Genomic DNA, 18,906 nt, shown 5'->3' on the forward strand with positions numbered 1-18,906 from the left:
AGCGGTGCTTTTTTTTCATATCTATCTTATATTCAATACATCGTCTTGAACGGACCAACCGGGAGCATTCGAAGAACGTGATCCTTCTAAATCTTAGTCCTGATCCTCTTCATCGACCGCTTTTAGAGACTCCAGAAATTCGGCCGTTGCCCGGTCACGGTCACGCCCCTTCTCCTTAAGCCGCTCGATCGCTGGCAAAATGAGAATATCAACTTCCTTCTGAACAATATAAGCCAGATCATACTGATCCTGTTCCTCAAGATAACCGCCAACCTGCATCAGGGCATTGTATCGATCCAGTTCTTCGCGCGTGAGTAGTCCTCTGACCTGAACACTGCAATGTCTCATCCAAAAAACCGCCCTTTCTTCAGTACCAGGGGAATACCACCGATGATAAACAAATACCGGAGATCCACCAGCTTCTTCAGCTGAGCTGCCTTCCATCCTTTGTATTTCTTACCGCCTACGACGGCGATAGCTTCACCTTTCCCCAGTGAGGCTACCGTACCTTTACTTGTAAATTCAAAAGGCTCGGGCTGCTTCTTGCGGATGGCTGCGACAACGTTTTTGGCACAGTTAACACCCTGCTGCATTGCGATCTGAGCGGTTGGCGGATAAGGCCGCCCTTCGTTGTTAAACACCAGTGAATTGTCACCGATGACGTAGACATGCTCATGCCCTGGGGCACGCAGATATTCATCGACTTTCACCCGTCCACGCATTACTTCAAGGCCAGCTTGTTCAAGCAAAGCGTTACCCCGAATACCACCGGTCCATACGACCGTTGCTGCATCCAGTTTTTCTCCTTCACCCACAATGACCCCATCTGGCAAACATTGCTTAATCGGAACACCGATTTTGAAAGTAACCCCTTTTTTCTTCAACACGTTCATCGCATGTTCTACCAGCTCCGGATCAAAACCCGGGAGGGCTGAGGGTGCAGCTTCCACATTATAAATGTGCACATTTTTGGGATTCACATCGAATTCCTTGCAGAGCTGTGGAATTCGATCTGCAAGTTCAGCCACGAATTCGACACCACTAAAGCCCGCACCACCCACAACAAAACGAATGCGGTTACGCTTATTATCGTTTTTGTACATGGCAAATTGATATTCGATATGTTCACGAATCCGTCTGACCGAGTTAATGCTGCGAATGGTCATCGCATGGTCAAGCATGCCGGGAATACCGAAGGTCTCCGGTTCTCCACCCAGCCCAATGATCAGATAATCATAGGATAACGTGCCGTCCTCCAGAATAATCTTCCGATCCTGCAGGCGAATCTCTTTCACCGAAGACTTGACCAGATCAATCTTGAACTCGTCAATCAGCTTCGAAATGGGAACCCTTGCATGTTCAATGGTATCTGTGCCAGCTGCCGGCATATGTAGATGTGTGGTGATATAATGATAATCATGCCGGTTCACCAATGTGACATCGGCTTCGTTATAATTCAATTCTTTCTGCAGCCGCTGGGCTGTCAGAATCCCGCCATAGCCCGCGCCGAGGATGACGATTTTGGGAATACTGCTCATGTCTATACCCCTTCCGGTTTCGCTCGCATCAGCCGTTCGATTGTTTTGTTGTAAAAAGGCTCTTACTTACCCATATTGATGAGGTCTTATCCATTATGACGACAAATGTTAACTTCGCGAATTTATTTGAACTTTTTGCATGCAAGTTATCGGTTAAAGTTGTGAAATTATACACAAGATTCAACAAAACGCGGGTATTGTCTTCACATTACAAATTGGAGCTAAATTAGACAAAAAAACACATAGTACAGGTCAAGGATATCTGTATTTCTGGCAAAGATCAAGGTTTTTTTTGTTATTTTTCATAACCTTTCATTTCCAATTTCATCCTATTCTCACCCGATCTTCATCTATTGTTCTCAGATTCATCAAACTACCAACTTTGCAACCCAGTTTACACCGTTTATAATGAGAAAGACAGTTCAGCAACAAATGCGGGTTACTCTATGTGCCCTGCTCCACTATTTCTGTTAACTACCTATTAAAATAAGAAAGGTGTTGTTGATTTTTGACTGCACAAACTGCCGGTCATGACATGACCGATTTGCTTATTATTGGTGGCGGCCCTGCGGGCCTGTTCGCCGCATTTTACGGAGGAATGCGCCAGGCATCCGTTACTTTGGTTGAGAGTATGCCACAACTTGGTGGACAACTTGCCGCCCTCTATCCTGAGAAATACATCTATGATGTAGCCGGGTTCCCGAAAGTTACCGCTCAGGAACTGGTGAATAACCTGGTGGAGCAAATGAATCATTTTAATCCGAACATCCGCCTGGAAGAAAAGGTTGTGTCCGTAGAGAAACTAGAAGAACGTCATTTCGTCGTAAAAACCGATGTGAATGAATACCATGCCAAAGCCGTAATCATCACTGCGGGTGTGGGTGCATTCGAACCCCGTCGTCTGGAGCTTGAAGGTGCAGCCAAATTTGAAAAAACCAATCTGCACTACTTCATCAGTGATCTGAACGCCTTTGCCGGCAAAAAAGTACTCATCAGCGGTGGAGGCGACTCCGCTGTAGACTGGGCGCTTATGCTTGAGCCGATCGCTGAGCAGGTAACTCTAATTCATCGCCGCGACAAATTCCGTGCCCATGAGCACAGTGTCGAAAACCTGATGAATTCCAAAGTGAACGTGGTTACACCTACCGAAATCACGGAACTTCATGGGGAAGACCGCATTACGAAGGTGACTTTGGCTCACGTCAAAACGAAAGAAACACAGGAAATTGAAGTCGATGATGTCATTGTCAATTTTGGCTTCGTATCTTCCTTGGGACCCATCGCAGAGTGGGGCATTGAGATCGACAGCAACTCCATTGTGGTCGATTCCCGCATGGAAACATCGATTCCCGGCATCTATGCTGCAGGAGATATTACAACCTATCCAGGCAAGCTGAAACTGATTGCTGTCGGATTCGGTGAAGCACCAACCGCAGTCAACAATGCCAAGGTTTACTTCGACCCAGATGCCAAGTTATCCCCGGGACACAGCAGTAACATGAAGCGCTAATTCCTTATGGAATCATATAGAATATAAAAGACACAAAAAAGGGTATCTTACTCCTGAATGAATCCAACATCAGGAGGGATACCCTTGTCTTATATATGCCCGCTGTGTAACGGTCTGGTTGTACCGGAGCAGGCTTGTCCCCACTGCCTTCAGGGACTGTCAGAATGCGGCAAAATGGACGATTACACCGGACCATACAGCCCCTACGTATTTCAAACTTCCTCTGACACGGCAGACAAAGCCGAAAACGTTTGCAATCATATGATGTTCTGTCACCACTGCCAGACAAGCACGCTATGGCCTGTCCATCTATGGGACATGTCCGGGAACCTGTAACATTGCCTGCAATGAGGATCTCTAGTGAAGAATGGCAGATACGTCGGTACCCAGTTTGCGCTTATGGATTTCTGCCAACAGCAGTGCGATGAAATCTCGTTCGAGATTCAACTCAATCGCCTTATGGTAGGAATCCAATAACATCTCATCGGATAACATAGCCATTTCCCGCCACAACCTTTCCTTTTTTTTCCTCAAAACTATCATATCAGAGATTTATAAAGAGAACAAGCGTTCTTGTTATCCACAACGTTTTGTGGAAATCCTGTGTATAGTTTGTTGATAAATGGTAAAAATATTGATTGATCAACGGGGATATTGTGGACAGTATTTATACACAGGACTGTATCTTATCAAACAGAACGTTTATCAGAGTATTTTTTTTAGAACAAATTCATAGTTTTAAGACTTGCCTGCGAGTAAATTACCCGCACTTCTTCATTTTCAAACGTTTTCCATCCAGTTTCCCTTTATTTTACTATCGGATTTTATTTGGTTTTTTTTAACTTTTTTTCACCATTTTCATTGAGGTCTGGTGTTCACTTCCAGAATCCAGATCTTGCCTGAGTGATCCAGCCCGTAATCGAAACCAAGCTGCCCTACCCCCGGAAATTGTCTTTCCATAATTTGTGTGCAGGTGAGTGTAAGTGAACGCATCTCCCGGCGTTTGTGTCTTCCGGAAATATGGGGCAGCGACATCCCGAGTGCTCTCCTGCCGGAAAGCATTGTGCCTCCCTTGCTAAGATTCGTCACACATAGTCCCGGGCGAGCCAGTCTTCCTACTAGGGAACGGAACACCCATCCTCTTTCTGTTTTGACAACTTTGACTCTGTAATCGACTGGTCTGCCGTGAATCGTCGCAAGATGAACACCTTGCTGAATCAGGTATTTTCGTCTGGCTTTTACACGGATCAGGGAGCGATACATCTGGTTGTAGCTGGTAAAAGAACGAGTTGCCATCATATGAGTGTACCGATACGTTGCTCCGCTTGCGGACACTCTGATGACACCGTAACCGCCACCTCCGACAACCGGTTTGATATATACCATTCCATAGCGGTTAAGCATGTTCAGCAGATTTCTTGAATTAAATGCCATCGTCTGTGGAATATGGACAGCCGCTACCGGATATTTCATCAGTGCTGCTGTCTTCAGCCATTTGCTTGCAAGCTGTCTCGACATGGGTTAATCTCCTTTCCTGAACAATGGTCCTTCCTTATACATACTCAACAGGAGTCGTGCTTTCTTGGATGTCTGTCCAAGGCGAAGGCCCCTTTTCCGTGGAGATCGTCTAGAAGCATGTCCCAAGGTCGGAGCATGCGCCCGGTTTGCTTTTCAAACGCATCAAACTGTCGTATGCTACTAAAGAATGGTATGGAAAGGCTTAAATTGAGGATCTAAGGAGCGTTCAGAACAAATGGAAGCATTTTTCAAATCACTGTATGGCGTAGCTTATGTTGCAATGTCGATCGTTCTGGTAGCTGTCACGGTACTTCTCTTTGTTACAGGTATCCGGCTTTTTATCAAAAAACGTAATCGCGGGTTTGCCGCAAGCTGCATTATATTTGCCTGTTTCATCGTCTTCATCATTGTAGTAATGCTCACCACGCCCTTCTCCTCCACGCCTCCGGGTTCGCCGGAAGCCATGGCTGCCTTGCTTCACTTCGGGTAGGGTAGATCAACCTCTGTAGAAGGAGATGCTTATGACACATAATGAAACACTTGGAATCATTGACATCGGCTCCAACTCCATCCGTCTTGTCATTTATGAAATGGACCATGACGGAGCTTATCGCATCATTCATGAAGACAAATATGCCGCTCGTCTGAGCAATGTCGTTGAACAAGACGGCACCATCCTGAGACATTCACTGGATAAAGCCATTACCATTTTGCGGCAATTCAAGGCTACCTGCGAAGCGTATCACACCAAACTCATCCGGGCTGCAGCTACTGCAGCAATTCGAAATGCAGGCAATGCCCTCGAAATTATACGATGGCTCGAAACGGAGACGGGACTTCAGGTTGAACGTGTATCCGGCGATCAGGAAGCCTATTACGGTTTCCTTGGCGTTACACAATCAATTGATCTGGCGGACGGTTTTGTCGTGGATATTGGCGGGGGAAGTACCGAAATCACTGTATTCCGTGATCGTAAAAGACTGCATAGCATTTCACTTCCTATTGGCGCCGTTAATTCATATGCCCGTTATGGGAGGGAAGATCAATGGTCTGAAGCTAATGCTACTGCACTTTGCAATGAGGTTATTGAGGCATTAAGTGAACAGGAGTGGATAAGGCAGCATCCGGGCCTGCCTCTCATAGGGCTTGGTGGCACCATGCGTACACTGGCCAAAGTGGAACAGAAAAGAACCCAGTACTCCTTGCCTGTGACACATCATTATGAGATAAGTGGGGAAGCCATGGAAAATATCGCTCTTTCTCTGCCACATCTAACCTCGGCACAGCGCAAGAAAGTCCCCGGACTAGCCAAGGATCGTGCCGATATTATTGTTCCGGGTGTATTGATTCTGCGGACGGTCTTTCGAATGATCCAGGGTGATCGGTATGTTGTGAGTGGAGCGGGCTTACGGGACGGTTTGTTGCGAGATCTCATGGCTGAAGGTCAGCCTGTAGTTCCAGACGCATTGAAGGACAGCATTCGCAACTTCATCCATTTTGGCCCGCCGATCCCGGAGAACCGTCTGCACCGGGTTCATCAGGACACAATCACGATATATACTGCGCTACAGGGCAGCACCCCTGATCCGGCAGATGCCCGAATTCTGTACGCTTCTTCCATGCTGCATATGGCTGGAAAACAGATTAACTATTTCCGGTATCCACAGCACTCGGCCTACTGGATCATGAATGCCAGCATCTATGGACTGTCTCATCGAGAGACCATTTTGAGCGCTATTGCAGCTGATTATCATCCCAAAAAGAGAACGCCCCAGCTGCTTCATAAGCACAGGGACATTCTGAAGGATTCAGATGAACGACATGCGCATCGCTTGGGCTCTCTGCTGCGCGTCGCTGAAGCCATTAGTCGGTCTGAACGTATCGTCGCCATACAGGCAGCAAAAGAAAACGACTCGCTGTTTCAGATGCAATTCATCTGTGCAGGCGAGCCGTTACTGGAACTGAGCAGCCTCGAGGAGGCTGTGAAAGACTTGCAGGAAGCCTGGGGAGTTAAGTTATCGCACTCCATTCAGCAGGCTTCCAAGGAATAATGCCGAGCGCCTCCGTCTGACTTCTCAGCGGGGGTTCTTCATTTTGTACAAATACATAATTGCCGCCAGGCATGAGCTCTCTTGCCTTCACATTATCCATAAGTGACAGATTCAAAATGTCGACCAGCATCTTCTTCAGTTCCGGATCAAATACCGGACACATCAGTTCAATTCTCCGCTTCAAGTTGCGGGTCATCCAGTCTGCGCTGGACAGATACACATCCGGATTGCCGTTATTTTCAAAATAAAACAGCCTGGAGTGTTCCAGGAACCGGTCTACGATGCTAATTACCCGAATATTCTCACTCAGTCCCTCTACACCAGGACGCAAACAGCACACGCCTCGCACAATCAGGTCAATCTGCACACCAGCCTGAGAGGCCAGATATAATTCATCAATGATGTCCTGATGGGATAAAGAATTGATTTTGGCAATGATCCGGGACCGCCTTCCCTTCAGAGCATGTTCCGTCTCCCGGCGAATGAGTGAGAACAATTCATCCTTCATGCCATCTGGAGCCACGCGAAATGCCTGCAACGCTTTTGGTCCGGAATAACCGGTAATCTCATTGAACAATTCCGATGCATCCTCGCCAATGATGGGATTGGAGGTAAACAGTCCTACGTCGGTGTATACTTTGGCCGTACTTTCATTATAGTTACCTGTACCGACATGCACGTACCTTCTCAGACCACTCTGTTCCCTGCGTACGACCAGAATAATCTTGGCATGCGTCTTTAACCCAACCAATCCATATACCACGTGACAGCCTGCCTTCTCCAGCGTACGGGCCCAAGCAATATTCCGTTCTTCATCAAAACGGGCTTTCAATTCAACAACGACCGTCACCTGTTTACCGCTCTCTGCCGCATGCGCCAGTGCAGGAATCAGACGTGAGTCGCCGTTCACTCGATATAACGTCATTTTGATCGCCATCACGCGTGGATCTTCTGAAGCCTCAAGAATAAAATCCGTTACCGGTTCGAACGACTCGTACGGATGATGAACCAGCACGTCGCGTTTGCGCAGCAGTTCGAAGTGGCTCTCGCGTGGAAGGAATTCCAGCGGGTATACCGGCTGCACGGGAGCATATTTCAGATGCGTGAAACCTTCCAGACTGTCTACAAATCCAGCCAGAAAACTTAGATCCAGCGGTCCATCGATTTCGTACACGGGGTCCTGAATATCGAACTCTTCCTGCAGCTCAAGCAATGCGTCCGAACGAAAATCCTTGCATATTTCCAGTCGTACCGGCGCTCCCCGGCGTCTGCGGCGCAGCTCCTTCTCAATGGCTTCAAGCAGATCTTCGGCTTCTTCTTCATTAATGGAAAGGTCCGCATTCCGGGTCACGCGGAATTCCTGTACAGCCAGCGGAACGTACCCGCTGAAGAGAGTATGAATATGATGTTTGATGAGGTCCTCGATCAGAATGAACGTTTTCTTTTTACTATTCGCCCGAAGGGGCACCTGCACCACCCGCGGCAGATTGGAAGGCACCTGAACAATAGCCAAAAACGGCTCGTCTTCCTGCTCTTCTTCCTTCTGCAGCATCACCGACAGATATACAGACTTATTGTGTACCAATGGAAATGGCCGGCTTGAATCGATAGCCATCGGTGTTAATACTGGAAAAATGATCTCATGAAAATACTGGTCCATTGCACGCTGCTGGGTCACATTGAGATCCGTATATTCCTGAAAATTCACGCCTTTCTTGGCGAGCAGGCGAATAAGTTCCCGATAGGTTTTATATTGCTCGGCGACCATGGCCCCGGTACGTTTAATCAACCTGCGGTACAGACCGGAAGGCGTGTACCCCGTAAAATCCTTTTGTGTGAATCCGGCCTTGATCTTCTCTTTTGTCTCCGCTACCCTTACACTTACAAACTCGTCCAGATTACTGGCGACAATGCCAAGAAACCTCATGCGTTCCAGCAGAGGCGTGGTTGGATCTTGCGCCTCCTGAAGCACACGTCGATTGAATTCCACCCAACTTAAATCACGGTTAACGTAGTTCCCTGTTTTGATATCTCTATGCATGTATGGCCTCCGAATGTGTTGCGTATCTATCCTTGGTTAGATGTTCTCCTGTAATTGTACTATTCGTAATCAGCTACAAGCGTCATCGCAGTGTAAATGCTATGTAAAATTTATGTAAATGATACCTTATGACGATAACTTTTTCCATCCCTTTACAAAGAGAAGTAGACAGAGTAAAGTGATGTACAGTGTAAAATGGTTCATTTCCTGTTTTCATTCCAAAATTGTATTTGTTAAAGGAGTATATAATGAAATCCAATAAACCTAGAACGTTACAAAAAAATATAGAATTTTTCACAGCTGCCCTATCCCAATGCACCGTAACCGCATGGCAGGAAGATCCGGCTGGCGTATACTGCGAGGTAGGTCGCGGCATCGTGGAGCGAATCAGCGAAGATAGCGTGCGTATTCGCAACGATAACGGTACGAAGAGTCATTATGACCGGGATGTTACGATGTTCCAGACCGAAAAATAATGTTGTGTTAATACGAAAAAAAGACTAGCTTTCCGAAACACGATGTTGTATACTCTTGCCACAAGGAAAGGAGGTGCGTCAACATTTCTAATGACATGTTGAACGTGTCCCTTACCCGATCCACTAGCTCAAATTAACTGAGTCTGGTGGAGGCGCGGGATACGGATCAAGGTTTCAAAAAGCGCCACGGGTAGAAAAGCCGTCTTCGGACGGCTTTTTGTTTTGTCTTTTTTCGGGAAAGGTTGAAAAAACAACCAAAATATTGGAAATGGACCCTGTAGTTGAGCAAAGGATGCCCGATATAATTAGGTTGCAACTCAACCCATATTCGAGGAGGCATATTGTAATGCTCAAAAATGTAAGGGGTTTCAAAACATCCATTGCTTTGGTCTTTGTTTTGTTATTCACCTCCATTATGCTGCCTGCAGGCCAGCAAGCCAGTGCAGCACCCAGCTTCGCCAAAGGAGCCGATATCAGTTGGGTTCCCGGAATGGAAGCGCAAGGTTACAAATGGAAAGACAAGAACGGTGTACAACGTGATATTATCGATATTCTGAAAAAAGATTATCAGATCAACTCGGTTCGTATTCGTGTGTTTGTTAATCCTTCGAATGATTATGGTAACGGTTACATGAATAAAGACCGTGCTGCTGTGCTGGCACAACGTGCCAAAAATGCAGGGATGAGTGTCATGCTGACACTGCACTACAGTGATTCCTGGGCTGATCCGGGTCAACAAACCAAACCTGCAGCCTGGAAAAATTATACGTTCCAGCAGCTGATGGATGCCGTATGGAATCACACGCGTGAAGTCATGACGGCCATGCAGAGCAAAGGCGTAACCCCGGATTGGGTGCAAATCGGTAACGAAACAAGCAACGGCATGTTATGGGAAGATGGCAAAGCATCCACCAACATGAAAAATTATGCATGGCTGGTGAACACAGGCCATAATGCCGTGAAGTCCATCAGCACCAACACCAAAACAATTGTTCACCTGGCCGGTGGAGACGATAACGCCCTCTACGTATGGAATATCGGTGGTCTGATCAATAATGGTGCCAACTTTGACATGATCGCCATGTCCCTCTACCCTTCCGCTTCCGGTTGGAATACGGCGGTGACCAATACGGTGAACAATGCCAAGGATCTAATTAACCGGTATGGCAAAGAGATCATCATATCCGAAATTGGCATGGACAATAACCAGGCAGCGGCTGGCAAAAGCTTTGTGGCGGCGATGAAAAACCAAATTCGCAATCTGCCGAATGGCAAAGGTAAAGGTGTATTCTACTGGGAACCTCAGGCTACACCAGGGTACAACGGTGGCTACGGCAAAGGCGCATGGCAGTCAAATATGATGCCAACAGTCATTTTGGAAGGATTTATTGACTAAACGCGTTGGGTAGAAGGGTTTAGGAGCAGCTGGTGACCGTTCCGGGGTCGGATCGTTCTTTCGATCGCTGTTATCCCCGGATTTTTTTGTATTCCTATTTCATAGGATAAAATCCGGGGATAAAGGCGCACGCTTCGCTTCTTCAGAATCGATTCCGTCCCCTCCACTACGTTGGCTGCTAATGAGACACTTCAAAACGTGTTAAGTCACACGGGTGGGTAAGGTAAAAGGCGCTGCTCCAATTCGGGTGCAGCGCCTTTTTGGGGAGTTGGAGTAAGCTAGGCTGGAGCGGTTAGTTAGTTTAGTTAGATCGATTCCTTGGATTGGTTCATGTTAATTTGGAACGTTTAGATGAACTTGGACGTAAATAGTATATTCGCTTATATACCAATATAATAAGATAAGATTCAGGCTGCACATGCATAACCTTATTACAGAAGGTAGGGAAACGTATGGGATTTTTAAAAGAACTGGGACAGTTTGCTGGTGAAGTCACTGGCAAAGTACTGGGCGGCACCGTCAGAGTGGCTGGTGAACTTGCAGGGAGCCCATTCATTAAAGAAATTGGTGATGGCGTAGAGAAAGCTACGATTAACACAGGGAAAACGGTAGGACAACTTGCTAGCGGAACCTATGATATGGCCAGTGGTATGATCAAAAAAGACGATGCAACGTTAGACGCAGGACTTGCCGATATCGGAGGAGCCTTTACCAATACAGCGAAAGGTGTAGCGGTATCCGCGAAGTATGTGTATAAAGGTGGTAAAGATGTTGTCGTTGGCATGAAAGAAGACGATATGGAGAGAGTAAAGCTCGGGGCAAAACATCTGGTCGCCGCTGCGGCAGTCACCACATTAGCTGTAGGGCTCGTGGAGGTTATGGATGGTGCTGAAAGTATGGATTCGGCAGAATCCATAGATAACACGATTACACATGACGTTGCACCTCATTAGGTGGCGTATGCTAGTCCAGCATAACACGGGTTATAGAATACAACTCATAACGCCATCGCCATTACAAAACGGCCGCTCATCCCATCGTGATTAGCGGCCGTTTATCTGTTTATATGATGTTAAATCAATTACTTTGCTTCGCCAACAACGGTAAAGCGTTCATTTTTATGCTGCGGGTTCTCGATCTCATCCACCAAAGCAATGGCATAGTCCGCATAGCTGATGTAGCTTTTGCCTTCACTGTTCATCATAATCACGTCATGGCCAGCTTGATATTTGCCAGTACGTACGCCTTCCGGATTAAAGAAACCAGCCGGGCTCAGGAACGTCCATTGAATACCAGAGGAAGCTTGCAGATCCTGCAGGTTTTGCCCTTGGTTGGTCGCTGTTGCTTTGTAAGCATCAGGGAATCCTGGGGAATCCACAAGGCGCAAGGTTTTGGTTTCGTCCGTGAACAGACTGCCTGCTCCACCAACAACAATCAGACGAGTGCTCGGCGCATCCTTCAGGACATGGATCAAGGCTTGTCCCACTTCAACATGCAGGTTTTCTTTACCTGCTGGTGCACCGAATGCATTGACGATAACATCGAATGATTTGACATCTTCGCCTGTAAGATCGAATACATCTTTCTCGAGCACATTCAGGCTCTTATCCTCCACCTTGGATGCATTTCGAACAATGGCTGTAACCTCATGTCCTCTGTCCGCAGCTTCTTTCAAGATCAACTGTCCCGCTTTGCCTGTTGCACCAATAATTCCAATTTTCATCATAATCTCTCCTTTGATTTGTAAATTCAAACTCTATGTTGTAACTATAATGGTTACAATATATCTTGTCAACTACCACGATAAACCCCTGTCATCCCAAAAGATGAACAGGGGTTCAAGGTATGACCTAAAATCTGTGACTATCTTACACCATCACGCGCTCTTTCGCTGTATTGCCTGTAAAGTAACTTGCCTATTGGAAGTCGGGAGAAAATTCACACGCTTCTCGAATTCCAAAGCGGTCTGCGCTCCGGCGGGGGCACCTGGTGAAATGGCTCCCGCACTGTACGTGCTAACCCCCAGCGGGAACTGATAGTTTTTCCCGCCGTTGTTGTCCCACGTACCGCTGCCGTTGTTAAATACCGCCTCCAGACCGGTTGCCGTACCTACATCAATGGTGATCTTGTTGTAACCCGGTATTTCTGCCGCTGGCATCACCACGCCAGGAGGTGTCGTCCACGTTCCGCCCGTCGGACGGTAATGAATATTCGGACTTGTATATCCCTGCTTGTAATAGATGGTCACACTGTTGCTGTCCGGGACAGCGTCCGTCGTTACCACAAGTTCGGTACTGGCGGCAGATTTGTTGTTCGCTGCATCATAGGCTTTGAGCGTATAGCTGTAAGTGGTTAAAGGCTTCAGGCCGCTGTCCGTGTAACCAGGCGTTGTACTTGTACCTACCTTCGTTCCGTCACGGAAAATTTCATATCCGGCCACACCAACATCATCGGATGAAGCTTCCCATGTCAGCGTGATACGGTCCGCCGCTTTGGATGTTTCCGCTAATCCGGATGGCACACTTGGTGCGGTTACATCCACTACGGGGGCACCTTCGGTGATTTTTCCTGCGCTGTACGTACTGACGCCCAGAGGAAACTGATAATTTTTTCCACCGTTGTTATCCCATGTACCACTGCCATTATTAAATACCGCTTCCACACCGGAAGCCGCACCTGCATCAATCGTCATTTTGTAGTAACCCGGCATTTCCGCCGCAGACATCTTCACACCGGGAGAAGTCGTCCATGCCCCGCCTGTCGGGCGATAATGAATATATGGATTCGCATATCCCTGCTTGTAATAAATCGTAACGATGTTCCCCTCTTCCGTCTCTACCGTCACGAGTGCACTGTCTGGAGACATGTTGCCCGCAGCGTCCACCGCCTTCACCGTATAGCTGTAGCTGGTGGCAGGAGTGAGAGATTCATCCGTGAACGATAGCTTCACACTTTCTCCTACCTTGCTGCCATTCCGGTAAATGTCATATCGTGCCACGCCGTAATTGTCGCTGCTGGCTGTCCATTCAAGTGTCACGGACGAAGCAGTCATTCCCTTGACTTTCACATTTGCAGGTGCCGTTGGCGGTTGTGTATCTGCCCCCAGCGTCGTCACCTTCAAAGGGGTGCTCGCGGCAGAACTATTATTCGCCTTGTCCTTTGCCTTGATCGTATACCCATACTCGGTTTCTGGTTGGAGCCCGGTGTCCGTATAACTTGCTGTCTTGGAACTCCCCACCTGGGTACCATCGCGGTAAATGTCATAACCTTCCACCCCAACGTCATCAGATGATTCGCTCCATTCCAATGTAACACCCCGGTCCGTGACCCCCACTGTCTTCACATCCGTCGGTGCTTCTGGTGGTGTACGGTCTACGACTAGGAACGGATGTGTACCTTTGATGGTGCCATTGGCGTCCTCCACCATTTTTCCGGATGCATCTTTGGTATATTTGCCTGTACCTACATAGACGGTCTGAATGTCACTCCGGGTAACATTGCCATTGGCATCAACCACTTCAATATAATAATCGACCATTTGATCCTGGAATTCGTCAAAATACGTATAATACAGGTCACCAATTTCCTGAGCTGGTACCCGTTTGAACATATCCGTGCTGCTTGGCTGCCAGGCGACACCATTGATATCCGGCTTCAAATCGCGCTTGTTCATCGGGTATTCCTTCCAGGTGCTGACCTTGGCTGGGTCAATATTAGCCACGCCCTTCGCCTTGAGATCTGCTGGATCATACACTCGGAACGTGTTGTCCTTGGCATCAGCCCGTTTGTCACGATGCGTACGCACCTTCACTTTGATATCACTAATTCCGTTTGCATCATAGGCATAGGTGTAAATGCCAAAGGTATTGTCAAAATAATGGAGCGTCCATCCTTCTGCCTTGCTGACGTTGGCACTGCCGGGATTATACGGATAACGCTGAGGCCACCAGACCGATGGGCCCGTACGATCCTTTGCCAGTTGGGTGTTTACATAGGGCTTGGAAAAGAATAAAGATTGATTGAACGACAGTGTCGGCTTCACGCCATCATCCACGTTTTCATCGTAATAACCAAATCCGGAGTCCAGCGCTGGCAGTAAAAAGTACCAACTAAGTTCAGCAGGATTGGCTCCGTCCTTATAATCGTTCGCCGGGTCCCCTTTTACCGGGTAAGCCATCATCCATGGATTAAGCTGATTGCCTTCATACGTAATCTCACGATCAAGCGCTGTTGTCGGCTTCCAGTAATTCGGATGGCTGTCCAGCCAGATCTGCTCAGCCGTCTTTGCATAATTGAGTGCAGCCTGCTCTAGCGCAAAATTGCGCTCCAGATAATGATATCCATACTCGAACGATACCGTCATGCCTTCCGCGACGCCGTCCAGATTTTTTTTCGGCTCCAGATTAAGACCGGTTGCCTTGTTAAATGCATCAAACTGGCCTTTCCAGATCCCAAAAGGCAGACGCCAATGATACCACGTCGGATCGGACGACGAGTCGCGTGTATCGATCCACGATCCGTCTTGCACGTGTACAACGTCATCAGTTTTCGGGGTATTCGTACGCAAATATTCGTTGATGCTTTCCCCTTTTACTCCCTGCTGGGAATAAGTCACATTACCTGCATTACGCCACGTATCCTCCGAACCAGCGCGACCAGAGGAGTTATCTCCGTCATGTGCAATGACAAAAAACTGCTTCTGATCCACCATGCCTTCGAACGGCTTAAGTGCATCGGCTTTGACCGAGCCCTGATAACCTTCCTCCCATGATTCAGCCTGAGCGACTGGAATTCCAACGACACGTTTCTCTGTACCCGTGTCAGGATTGACGTATCGAACCCAGTGCGGTGTGGAGGCAAAAGGATATTTGTTGTATACCACCTGCTTCTCGTTAAACATCGGAGACGATGCCCACGAACCCACATCGCTGGTATTCTGCAGATCGGCACGATTTGGCGGCGATACCATCGTATCCTTTCCGGGATCGTTCAACAGAGGATAATCTTGCAGTGTACGCGAAAAATGATTGTTGCCAATCACCGACCATTCAATCCCGAGCTTGTCGAGAACTGGGATAATCCGTTCCGAGAAGCCGAGCTCGGTGGGAAAAAATCCTTTCGAGGATTTAAACGAATCCCCTAAGAAAAAGGGTTGAGCCATCACAGCATTCTGATAGATAAGATCCTTGAGCAAATATTCGTTTCCAGCCAGGGGCCCCATGGAATGGTGACCTGAGAAATGAATGAGGTCCATCGTTCGTTCACCATTGACGGTTTTGAGGTTATCGTAAGCACTCTTCCAGGGTGAACCCCAGTTTTTGTTGTTGTAACCGTTTATATTATTGGTGTACATAAAGCTGTCTACATTGTTAAGCAGCGAGCCTGACATCGTGACCTGCATTCCAGCGGCAGGATGATTGTTCTTCAGATCGCCAGCCACTTGCCAGGGCCAGGATAAATAAGCTCCGGTTTTGGCGTGATGAGTATAGTATGAGACGAGATCGTCATGCGGCATCGGTGCCCCGCTGGGCAAATAGTAAGAATATCCGGCAGGGGGACTATTTTTCAATTGAATAACCTGACCATCATACGTGTATCGAATTGGAGTTCCTACCGGAGCCGATGCATATTTGGAAGTATCATAGTAAGCCCAAAAATTCGGCATATGATTATGATATACATGAGAAGCGGAAATTTCTGCAAAAGCAATTGTAGTCTGCAAAGAAAAAATGAGCGGCAACGTCAAAAGAAATGCACCTATCCGTCCTGCTAACTTCATTCTCTACCTCCTCGATATGAAGCCGTCTATTCAGACGTTTAGTTCACGGAGTGACGGCTTGAGTATTGTTCAATCCTGTACTCGAACGTTTTCCTGCCCTACCTCCTCCCTGGCATTATCGCCTGTTCTTGTGTTTACCACCGTTCATTTCCGTGCTTTTTATATTGCGCAAACGTTTGCACAAAAACAATATAACTTCGGATGTAACAAAATGTCAATACGGAAGTTGGAAATAGTATCCATCCAACAAAAAAACCTCCATAACATGATTAGCCCTAGACTAATCCGTTATGAAGGTCGTAATCTACAATCTTAACCTACAATCTTAACAATCCTTATCCGGTACGCCCGCTTCTTCCTTCGTACGGAAGGATGAGCCGCAGCCGCATGTTGCCACTGCATTCGGGTTGTGAATGGTGAATCTACGCTATGCTATACGGAAGGCTTAACGCCCGTCACTACGCGGTTTCTCGCAAGTGAGCGGGATTGTGAATCCGCACGACTACTTGTTAATCACGCGCCACTATGACGCATAATCTCGTTAACCGCATTCTACCCTAATGATGTCGGACAAGTCAAAATAAAAAATCCGGATTTATTCTTATTAAGTAAACTCTCTACTTTAGCACTATGAAATGTACAGTCAAAAAGAATCACAACCATAGAACTAGCTTTCTAAATATGGTACAATATTCCTATAAAGGAGGTGAAAAGTATGAGTGTTATCAGCGACATTGCTTATGAGCTAACTCGGATTGACAGAATCGAACGTGAAGCTGAACAAGCAAAGTTAAGACAAGAAGAAGCATTAGGTGAGATGAATAAAATTATCGATGCAATTATTGCTCAAAGTAATGAGGATTTAGGAAACTGTTCAGTTACCTCCGAAAGTCTAACTGACTCCTTACTCTGGACTATTAATTTACGAAACAGAGTAATCATTATTAGTTCTGATGAGGTTTTCTCTAAATTTGATGAGAACAAAGACCGTTACTATAGAGATATCATTGAGAGGATTATAATTGAGAAACTTCGGTTACTTCCTCTTAAGAATTAATTGTTAAAGATAGTTCTCGTAACAACTTCCTAGAACCCCGAGTAAATTTAATCGCGCGGAATGTTGAGACACCTGATCCGGTGGCCCGCGCTCGGGGTCTTGGGGTTTACACACTCCCGGCTCAACTACTCCCTCACCATCCGCATAAATATACATTCGTAGAGGATTACGGATATGTGATTATCAATCCCTCATACCATCCGCAAACCCGCGCCACTACTGCGTTACCTATCCGTATGTAAAATACCGCGTTATTCATTGCATATACATTTCCAGTCTTACACGTACACAAACCGCATAGCCGCGCGGACTAATAGCGTATATCGGCCGTAACCTACTGGCAGTTTATGCAGCCGGTCATCCGCGCAGTATGCATCGATTATGCAGTCGTCCAACCCCGAAGTTTACCCGTGGACGTCCGCCAGGAGCGCGGTGCAGGTTTTAACGCCCTCTCACCGCTATTCTGTCCGGTACCGTCCGGCAATCCTACGCCACCCATCAGCCGACTAGATCGTTCAGGTCCGCGATATCTCTGCGGATTTCCTCGTCTGTCTTACGATTGTTTGTAATCTCATCGCGTCTATCCTCTACGATTGTACGATCGGACAGTAGCGCAAATCTACGCATGTATAAATCGAGAGCTTTCACGCTCGGAAGACCGTTGTTACCGCCGCGAATCGCTTTCATTAGAGCAATGTTTACCTCCGATTGCATCCCACGCAGATTATTGTCCGTAAGATAATTAACGTAATCAATAAACGGTTCTTGTGCTTTCCATTCGTAAAGAGTTGAACGCGCGATGCCGATCTCTTCCGCTAACTCTTGCATACTCTTCTTGCGGCCATCTTCGGAAATGAGCTCACCCCAATCATTAGATACCAGCATTTGCGCAGCCTTACGTTGTTGCGGGGTCAAGCGTGCCTCTAATACACTACGTTGTTTATTCATATCTATCATCCTCCTCGTATTCGTTAATCTCCGGCAGAACCTCGGCAATCGCGGTGTCTACGTCTTCCTCCGCCATAACAGCCGCGCCTCTACCGTGCTCCTTCTCGTAGTCCTTAATATCGTGAGACAACGCGGAATCCTTCGTCATTAGTCCGATGCTGAAATGCACCTTCCGCATTAGTCCGTTAATATCCAATTCCTCTGTCGTTCCACTATCGATTGCTTCATTAACGCTCTTAATGATCTGCAGGAACGCGCCAGCACCAAGCGCATGTAATCCGCACCAAAATCCCTTAGAGTAGCGCAGGACCTTCGCAGCTTCCTCATATTTGGCGAGTTTACTTACGTCAATGCGCGTTACTTGACCGGAAGCCAGAACGCCGGCATACTTTACAGCGATTACTTTAAGCGGCTGTAGACGATCAACTAGCGCCTTTGATAACGGAATATCGACCACGTTCGGACGCGGCTCGGGATCGGGATTCCTCCCTTGCTCAATTCGTATCTGACGTAACCTCTCCGCTAACTGCGCGGTATCTGTCCGTAACTCTTCGTTAGTCATTGCCATGTTTACGCCTCTCTTCTATTAAAA

The 18,906-nt window shown here is 47.2% G+C and carries 17 protein-coding genes and 1 pseudogene; 8 read left to right on the plus strand and 10 right to left on the minus strand.

The window, feature by feature from the left end; all coding sequences use genetic code 11:
* Nucleotides 1–93 precede the first annotated feature (93 nt).
* On the minus strand, nucleotides 94–348 hold the full coding sequence (locus JNUCC31_RS08920; RefSeq protein WP_024632648.1) for a hypothetical protein: 255 nt from the start codon (nucleotides 346–348) through the stop codon (nucleotides 94–96).
* On the minus strand, nucleotides 345–1,538 hold the full coding sequence (locus JNUCC31_RS08925) for an NAD(P)/FAD-dependent oxidoreductase (RefSeq protein WP_192270576.1): 1,194 nt from the start codon (nucleotides 1,536–1,538) through the stop codon (nucleotides 345–347). The genes JNUCC31_RS08920 and JNUCC31_RS08925 overlap by 4 nt, the downstream gene beginning before the upstream one ends.
* A 535-nt stretch (nucleotides 1,539–2,073) precedes the next feature.
* On the opposite strand from JNUCC31_RS08925, the gene JNUCC31_RS08930 reads away from it, so the two are divergent.
* On the plus strand, nucleotides 2,074–3,048 hold the full coding sequence (locus tag JNUCC31_RS08930) for an NAD(P)/FAD-dependent oxidoreductase (RefSeq protein WP_228469701.1): 975 nt from the start codon (nucleotides 2,074–2,076) through the stop codon (nucleotides 3,046–3,048).
* 84 nt (nucleotides 3,049–3,132) lie between these two features.
* A complete protein-coding gene (locus JNUCC31_RS08935) occupies nucleotides 3,133–3,384 on the plus strand; it encodes a hypothetical protein (RefSeq protein ID WP_192270580.1) in 252 nt (83 codons plus the stop codon).
* 21 nt (nucleotides 3,385–3,405) lie between these two features.
* Here the strand turns inward: JNUCC31_RS08935 and sda are convergent, their stop codons facing one another.
* Both sda and JNUCC31_RS08945 read right to left on the minus strand, forming a co-directional pair.
* Nucleotides 3,406–3,549 (minus strand): sporulation histidine kinase inhibitor Sda, encoded by a 144-nt coding sequence (gene sda, locus JNUCC31_RS08940; RefSeq protein ID WP_017692430.1) that lies wholly within the window; start codon nucleotides 3,547–3,549, stop codon nucleotides 3,406–3,408.
* Nucleotides 3,550–3,906: 357 nt separating this feature from the next.
* Nucleotides 3,907–4,566, minus strand: coding sequence for a YheC/YheD family protein (locus tag JNUCC31_RS08945; protein ID WP_192270582.1), 660 nt, complete (start codon nucleotides 4,564–4,566; stop codon nucleotides 3,907–3,909).
* A gap of 235 nt (nucleotides 4,567–4,801) precedes the next feature.
* Between JNUCC31_RS08945 and JNUCC31_RS08950 the strand changes: the two genes are divergently transcribed.
* Both JNUCC31_RS08950 and JNUCC31_RS08955 read left to right on the plus strand, forming a co-directional pair.
* Nucleotides 4,802–5,056, plus strand: a complete 255-nt coding sequence (locus JNUCC31_RS08950) for a hypothetical protein (protein WP_062324093.1) — start codon at nucleotides 4,802–4,804, stop codon at nucleotides 5,054–5,056.
* Between the two features lie 31 nt (nucleotides 5,057–5,087).
* Nucleotides 5,088–6,617, plus strand: a complete 1,530-nt coding sequence (locus JNUCC31_RS08955) for a Ppx/GppA phosphatase family protein (protein WP_192270584.1) — start codon at nucleotides 5,088–5,090, stop codon at nucleotides 6,615–6,617.
* On the opposite strand, the gene ppk1 is transcribed toward JNUCC31_RS08955, so the two are convergent.
* The gene (gene ppk1 / locus JNUCC31_RS08960; RefSeq protein WP_192270586.1) at nucleotides 6,577–8,658 is read right to left on the minus strand and encodes a polyphosphate kinase 1; all 2,082 of its coding nucleotides are present in this window, start codon (nucleotides 8,656–8,658) and stop codon (nucleotides 6,577–6,579) included. The genes JNUCC31_RS08955 and ppk1 overlap by 41 nt on opposite strands.
* Before the next feature lie 248 nt (nucleotides 8,659–8,906).
* Between ppk1 and JNUCC31_RS08965 the strand changes: the two genes are divergently transcribed.
* The 3 genes from JNUCC31_RS08965 to JNUCC31_RS08975 all read left to right on the plus strand — a co-directional run bounded on the left by JNUCC31_RS08965 (nucleotide 8,907) and on the right by JNUCC31_RS08975 (nucleotide 11,483).
* Nucleotides 8,907–9,134 (plus strand): hypothetical protein, encoded by a 228-nt coding sequence (locus JNUCC31_RS08965; RefSeq protein ID WP_062324090.1) that lies wholly within the window; start codon nucleotides 8,907–8,909, stop codon nucleotides 9,132–9,134.
* 415 nt (nucleotides 9,135–9,549) lie between these two features.
* Complete coding sequence (locus tag JNUCC31_RS08970; RefSeq protein WP_228469702.1) at nucleotides 9,550–10,530, plus strand: glycoside hydrolase family 53 protein; 981 nt, start codon at nucleotides 9,550–9,552, stop codon at nucleotides 10,528–10,530.
* 452 nt (nucleotides 10,531–10,982) lie between these two features.
* Complete coding sequence (locus JNUCC31_RS08975; protein ID WP_192270590.1) at nucleotides 10,983–11,483, plus strand: hypothetical protein; 501 nt, start codon at nucleotides 10,983–10,985, stop codon at nucleotides 11,481–11,483.
* Between the two features lie 128 nt (nucleotides 11,484–11,611).
* On the opposite strand, the gene JNUCC31_RS08980 is transcribed toward JNUCC31_RS08975, so the two are convergent.
* The 3 genes and pseudogenes from JNUCC31_RS08980 to JNUCC31_RS33220 all read right to left on the minus strand — a co-directional run.
* Nucleotides 11,612–12,253, minus strand: coding sequence for an NAD(P)-dependent oxidoreductase (locus JNUCC31_RS08980; RefSeq protein ID WP_192272887.1), 642 nt, complete (start codon nucleotides 12,251–12,253; stop codon nucleotides 11,612–11,614).
* A 153-nt stretch (nucleotides 12,254–12,406) separates the two neighbouring features.
* Complete coding sequence (locus JNUCC31_RS08985) at nucleotides 12,407–16,309, minus strand: carbohydrate binding domain-containing protein (RefSeq protein WP_192270592.1); 3,903 nt, start codon at nucleotides 16,307–16,309, stop codon at nucleotides 12,407–12,409.
* Nucleotides 16,310–16,634: 325 nt separating this feature from the next.
* Nucleotides 16,635–16,730 (minus strand): annotated as a pseudogene (locus JNUCC31_RS33220) (iron-sulfur cluster assembly accessory protein); the annotation flags it as partial.
* A gap of 294 nt (nucleotides 16,731–17,024) precedes the next feature.
* On the opposite strand from JNUCC31_RS33220, the gene JNUCC31_RS08990 reads away from it, so the two are divergent.
* Entirely contained in the window at nucleotides 17,025–17,366 is a 342-nt protein-coding gene (locus JNUCC31_RS08990) for a hypothetical protein (RefSeq protein WP_192270594.1), read from the plus strand.
* 498 nt (nucleotides 17,367–17,864) lie between these two features.
* Here the strand turns inward: JNUCC31_RS08990 and JNUCC31_RS08995 are convergent, their stop codons facing one another.
* The gene (locus tag JNUCC31_RS08995; protein WP_192270596.1) at nucleotides 17,865–18,314 is read right to left on the minus strand and encodes a phBC6A51 family helix-turn-helix protein; all 450 of its coding nucleotides are present in this window, start codon (nucleotides 18,312–18,314) and stop codon (nucleotides 17,865–17,867) included.
* The gene (locus JNUCC31_RS09000) at nucleotides 18,307–18,882 is read right to left on the minus strand and encodes a hypothetical protein (RefSeq protein ID WP_192270598.1); all 576 of its coding nucleotides are present in this window, start codon (nucleotides 18,880–18,882) and stop codon (nucleotides 18,307–18,309) included. The genes JNUCC31_RS08995 and JNUCC31_RS09000 overlap by 8 nt, the downstream gene beginning before the upstream one ends.
* Nucleotides 18,883–18,906 lie beyond the last annotated feature (24 nt).

This window comes from Paenibacillus sp. JNUCC-31 (assembly GCF_014844075.1).
Classification (GTDB): Bacteria; Bacillota; Bacilli; order Paenibacillales; family Paenibacillaceae; genus Paenibacillus.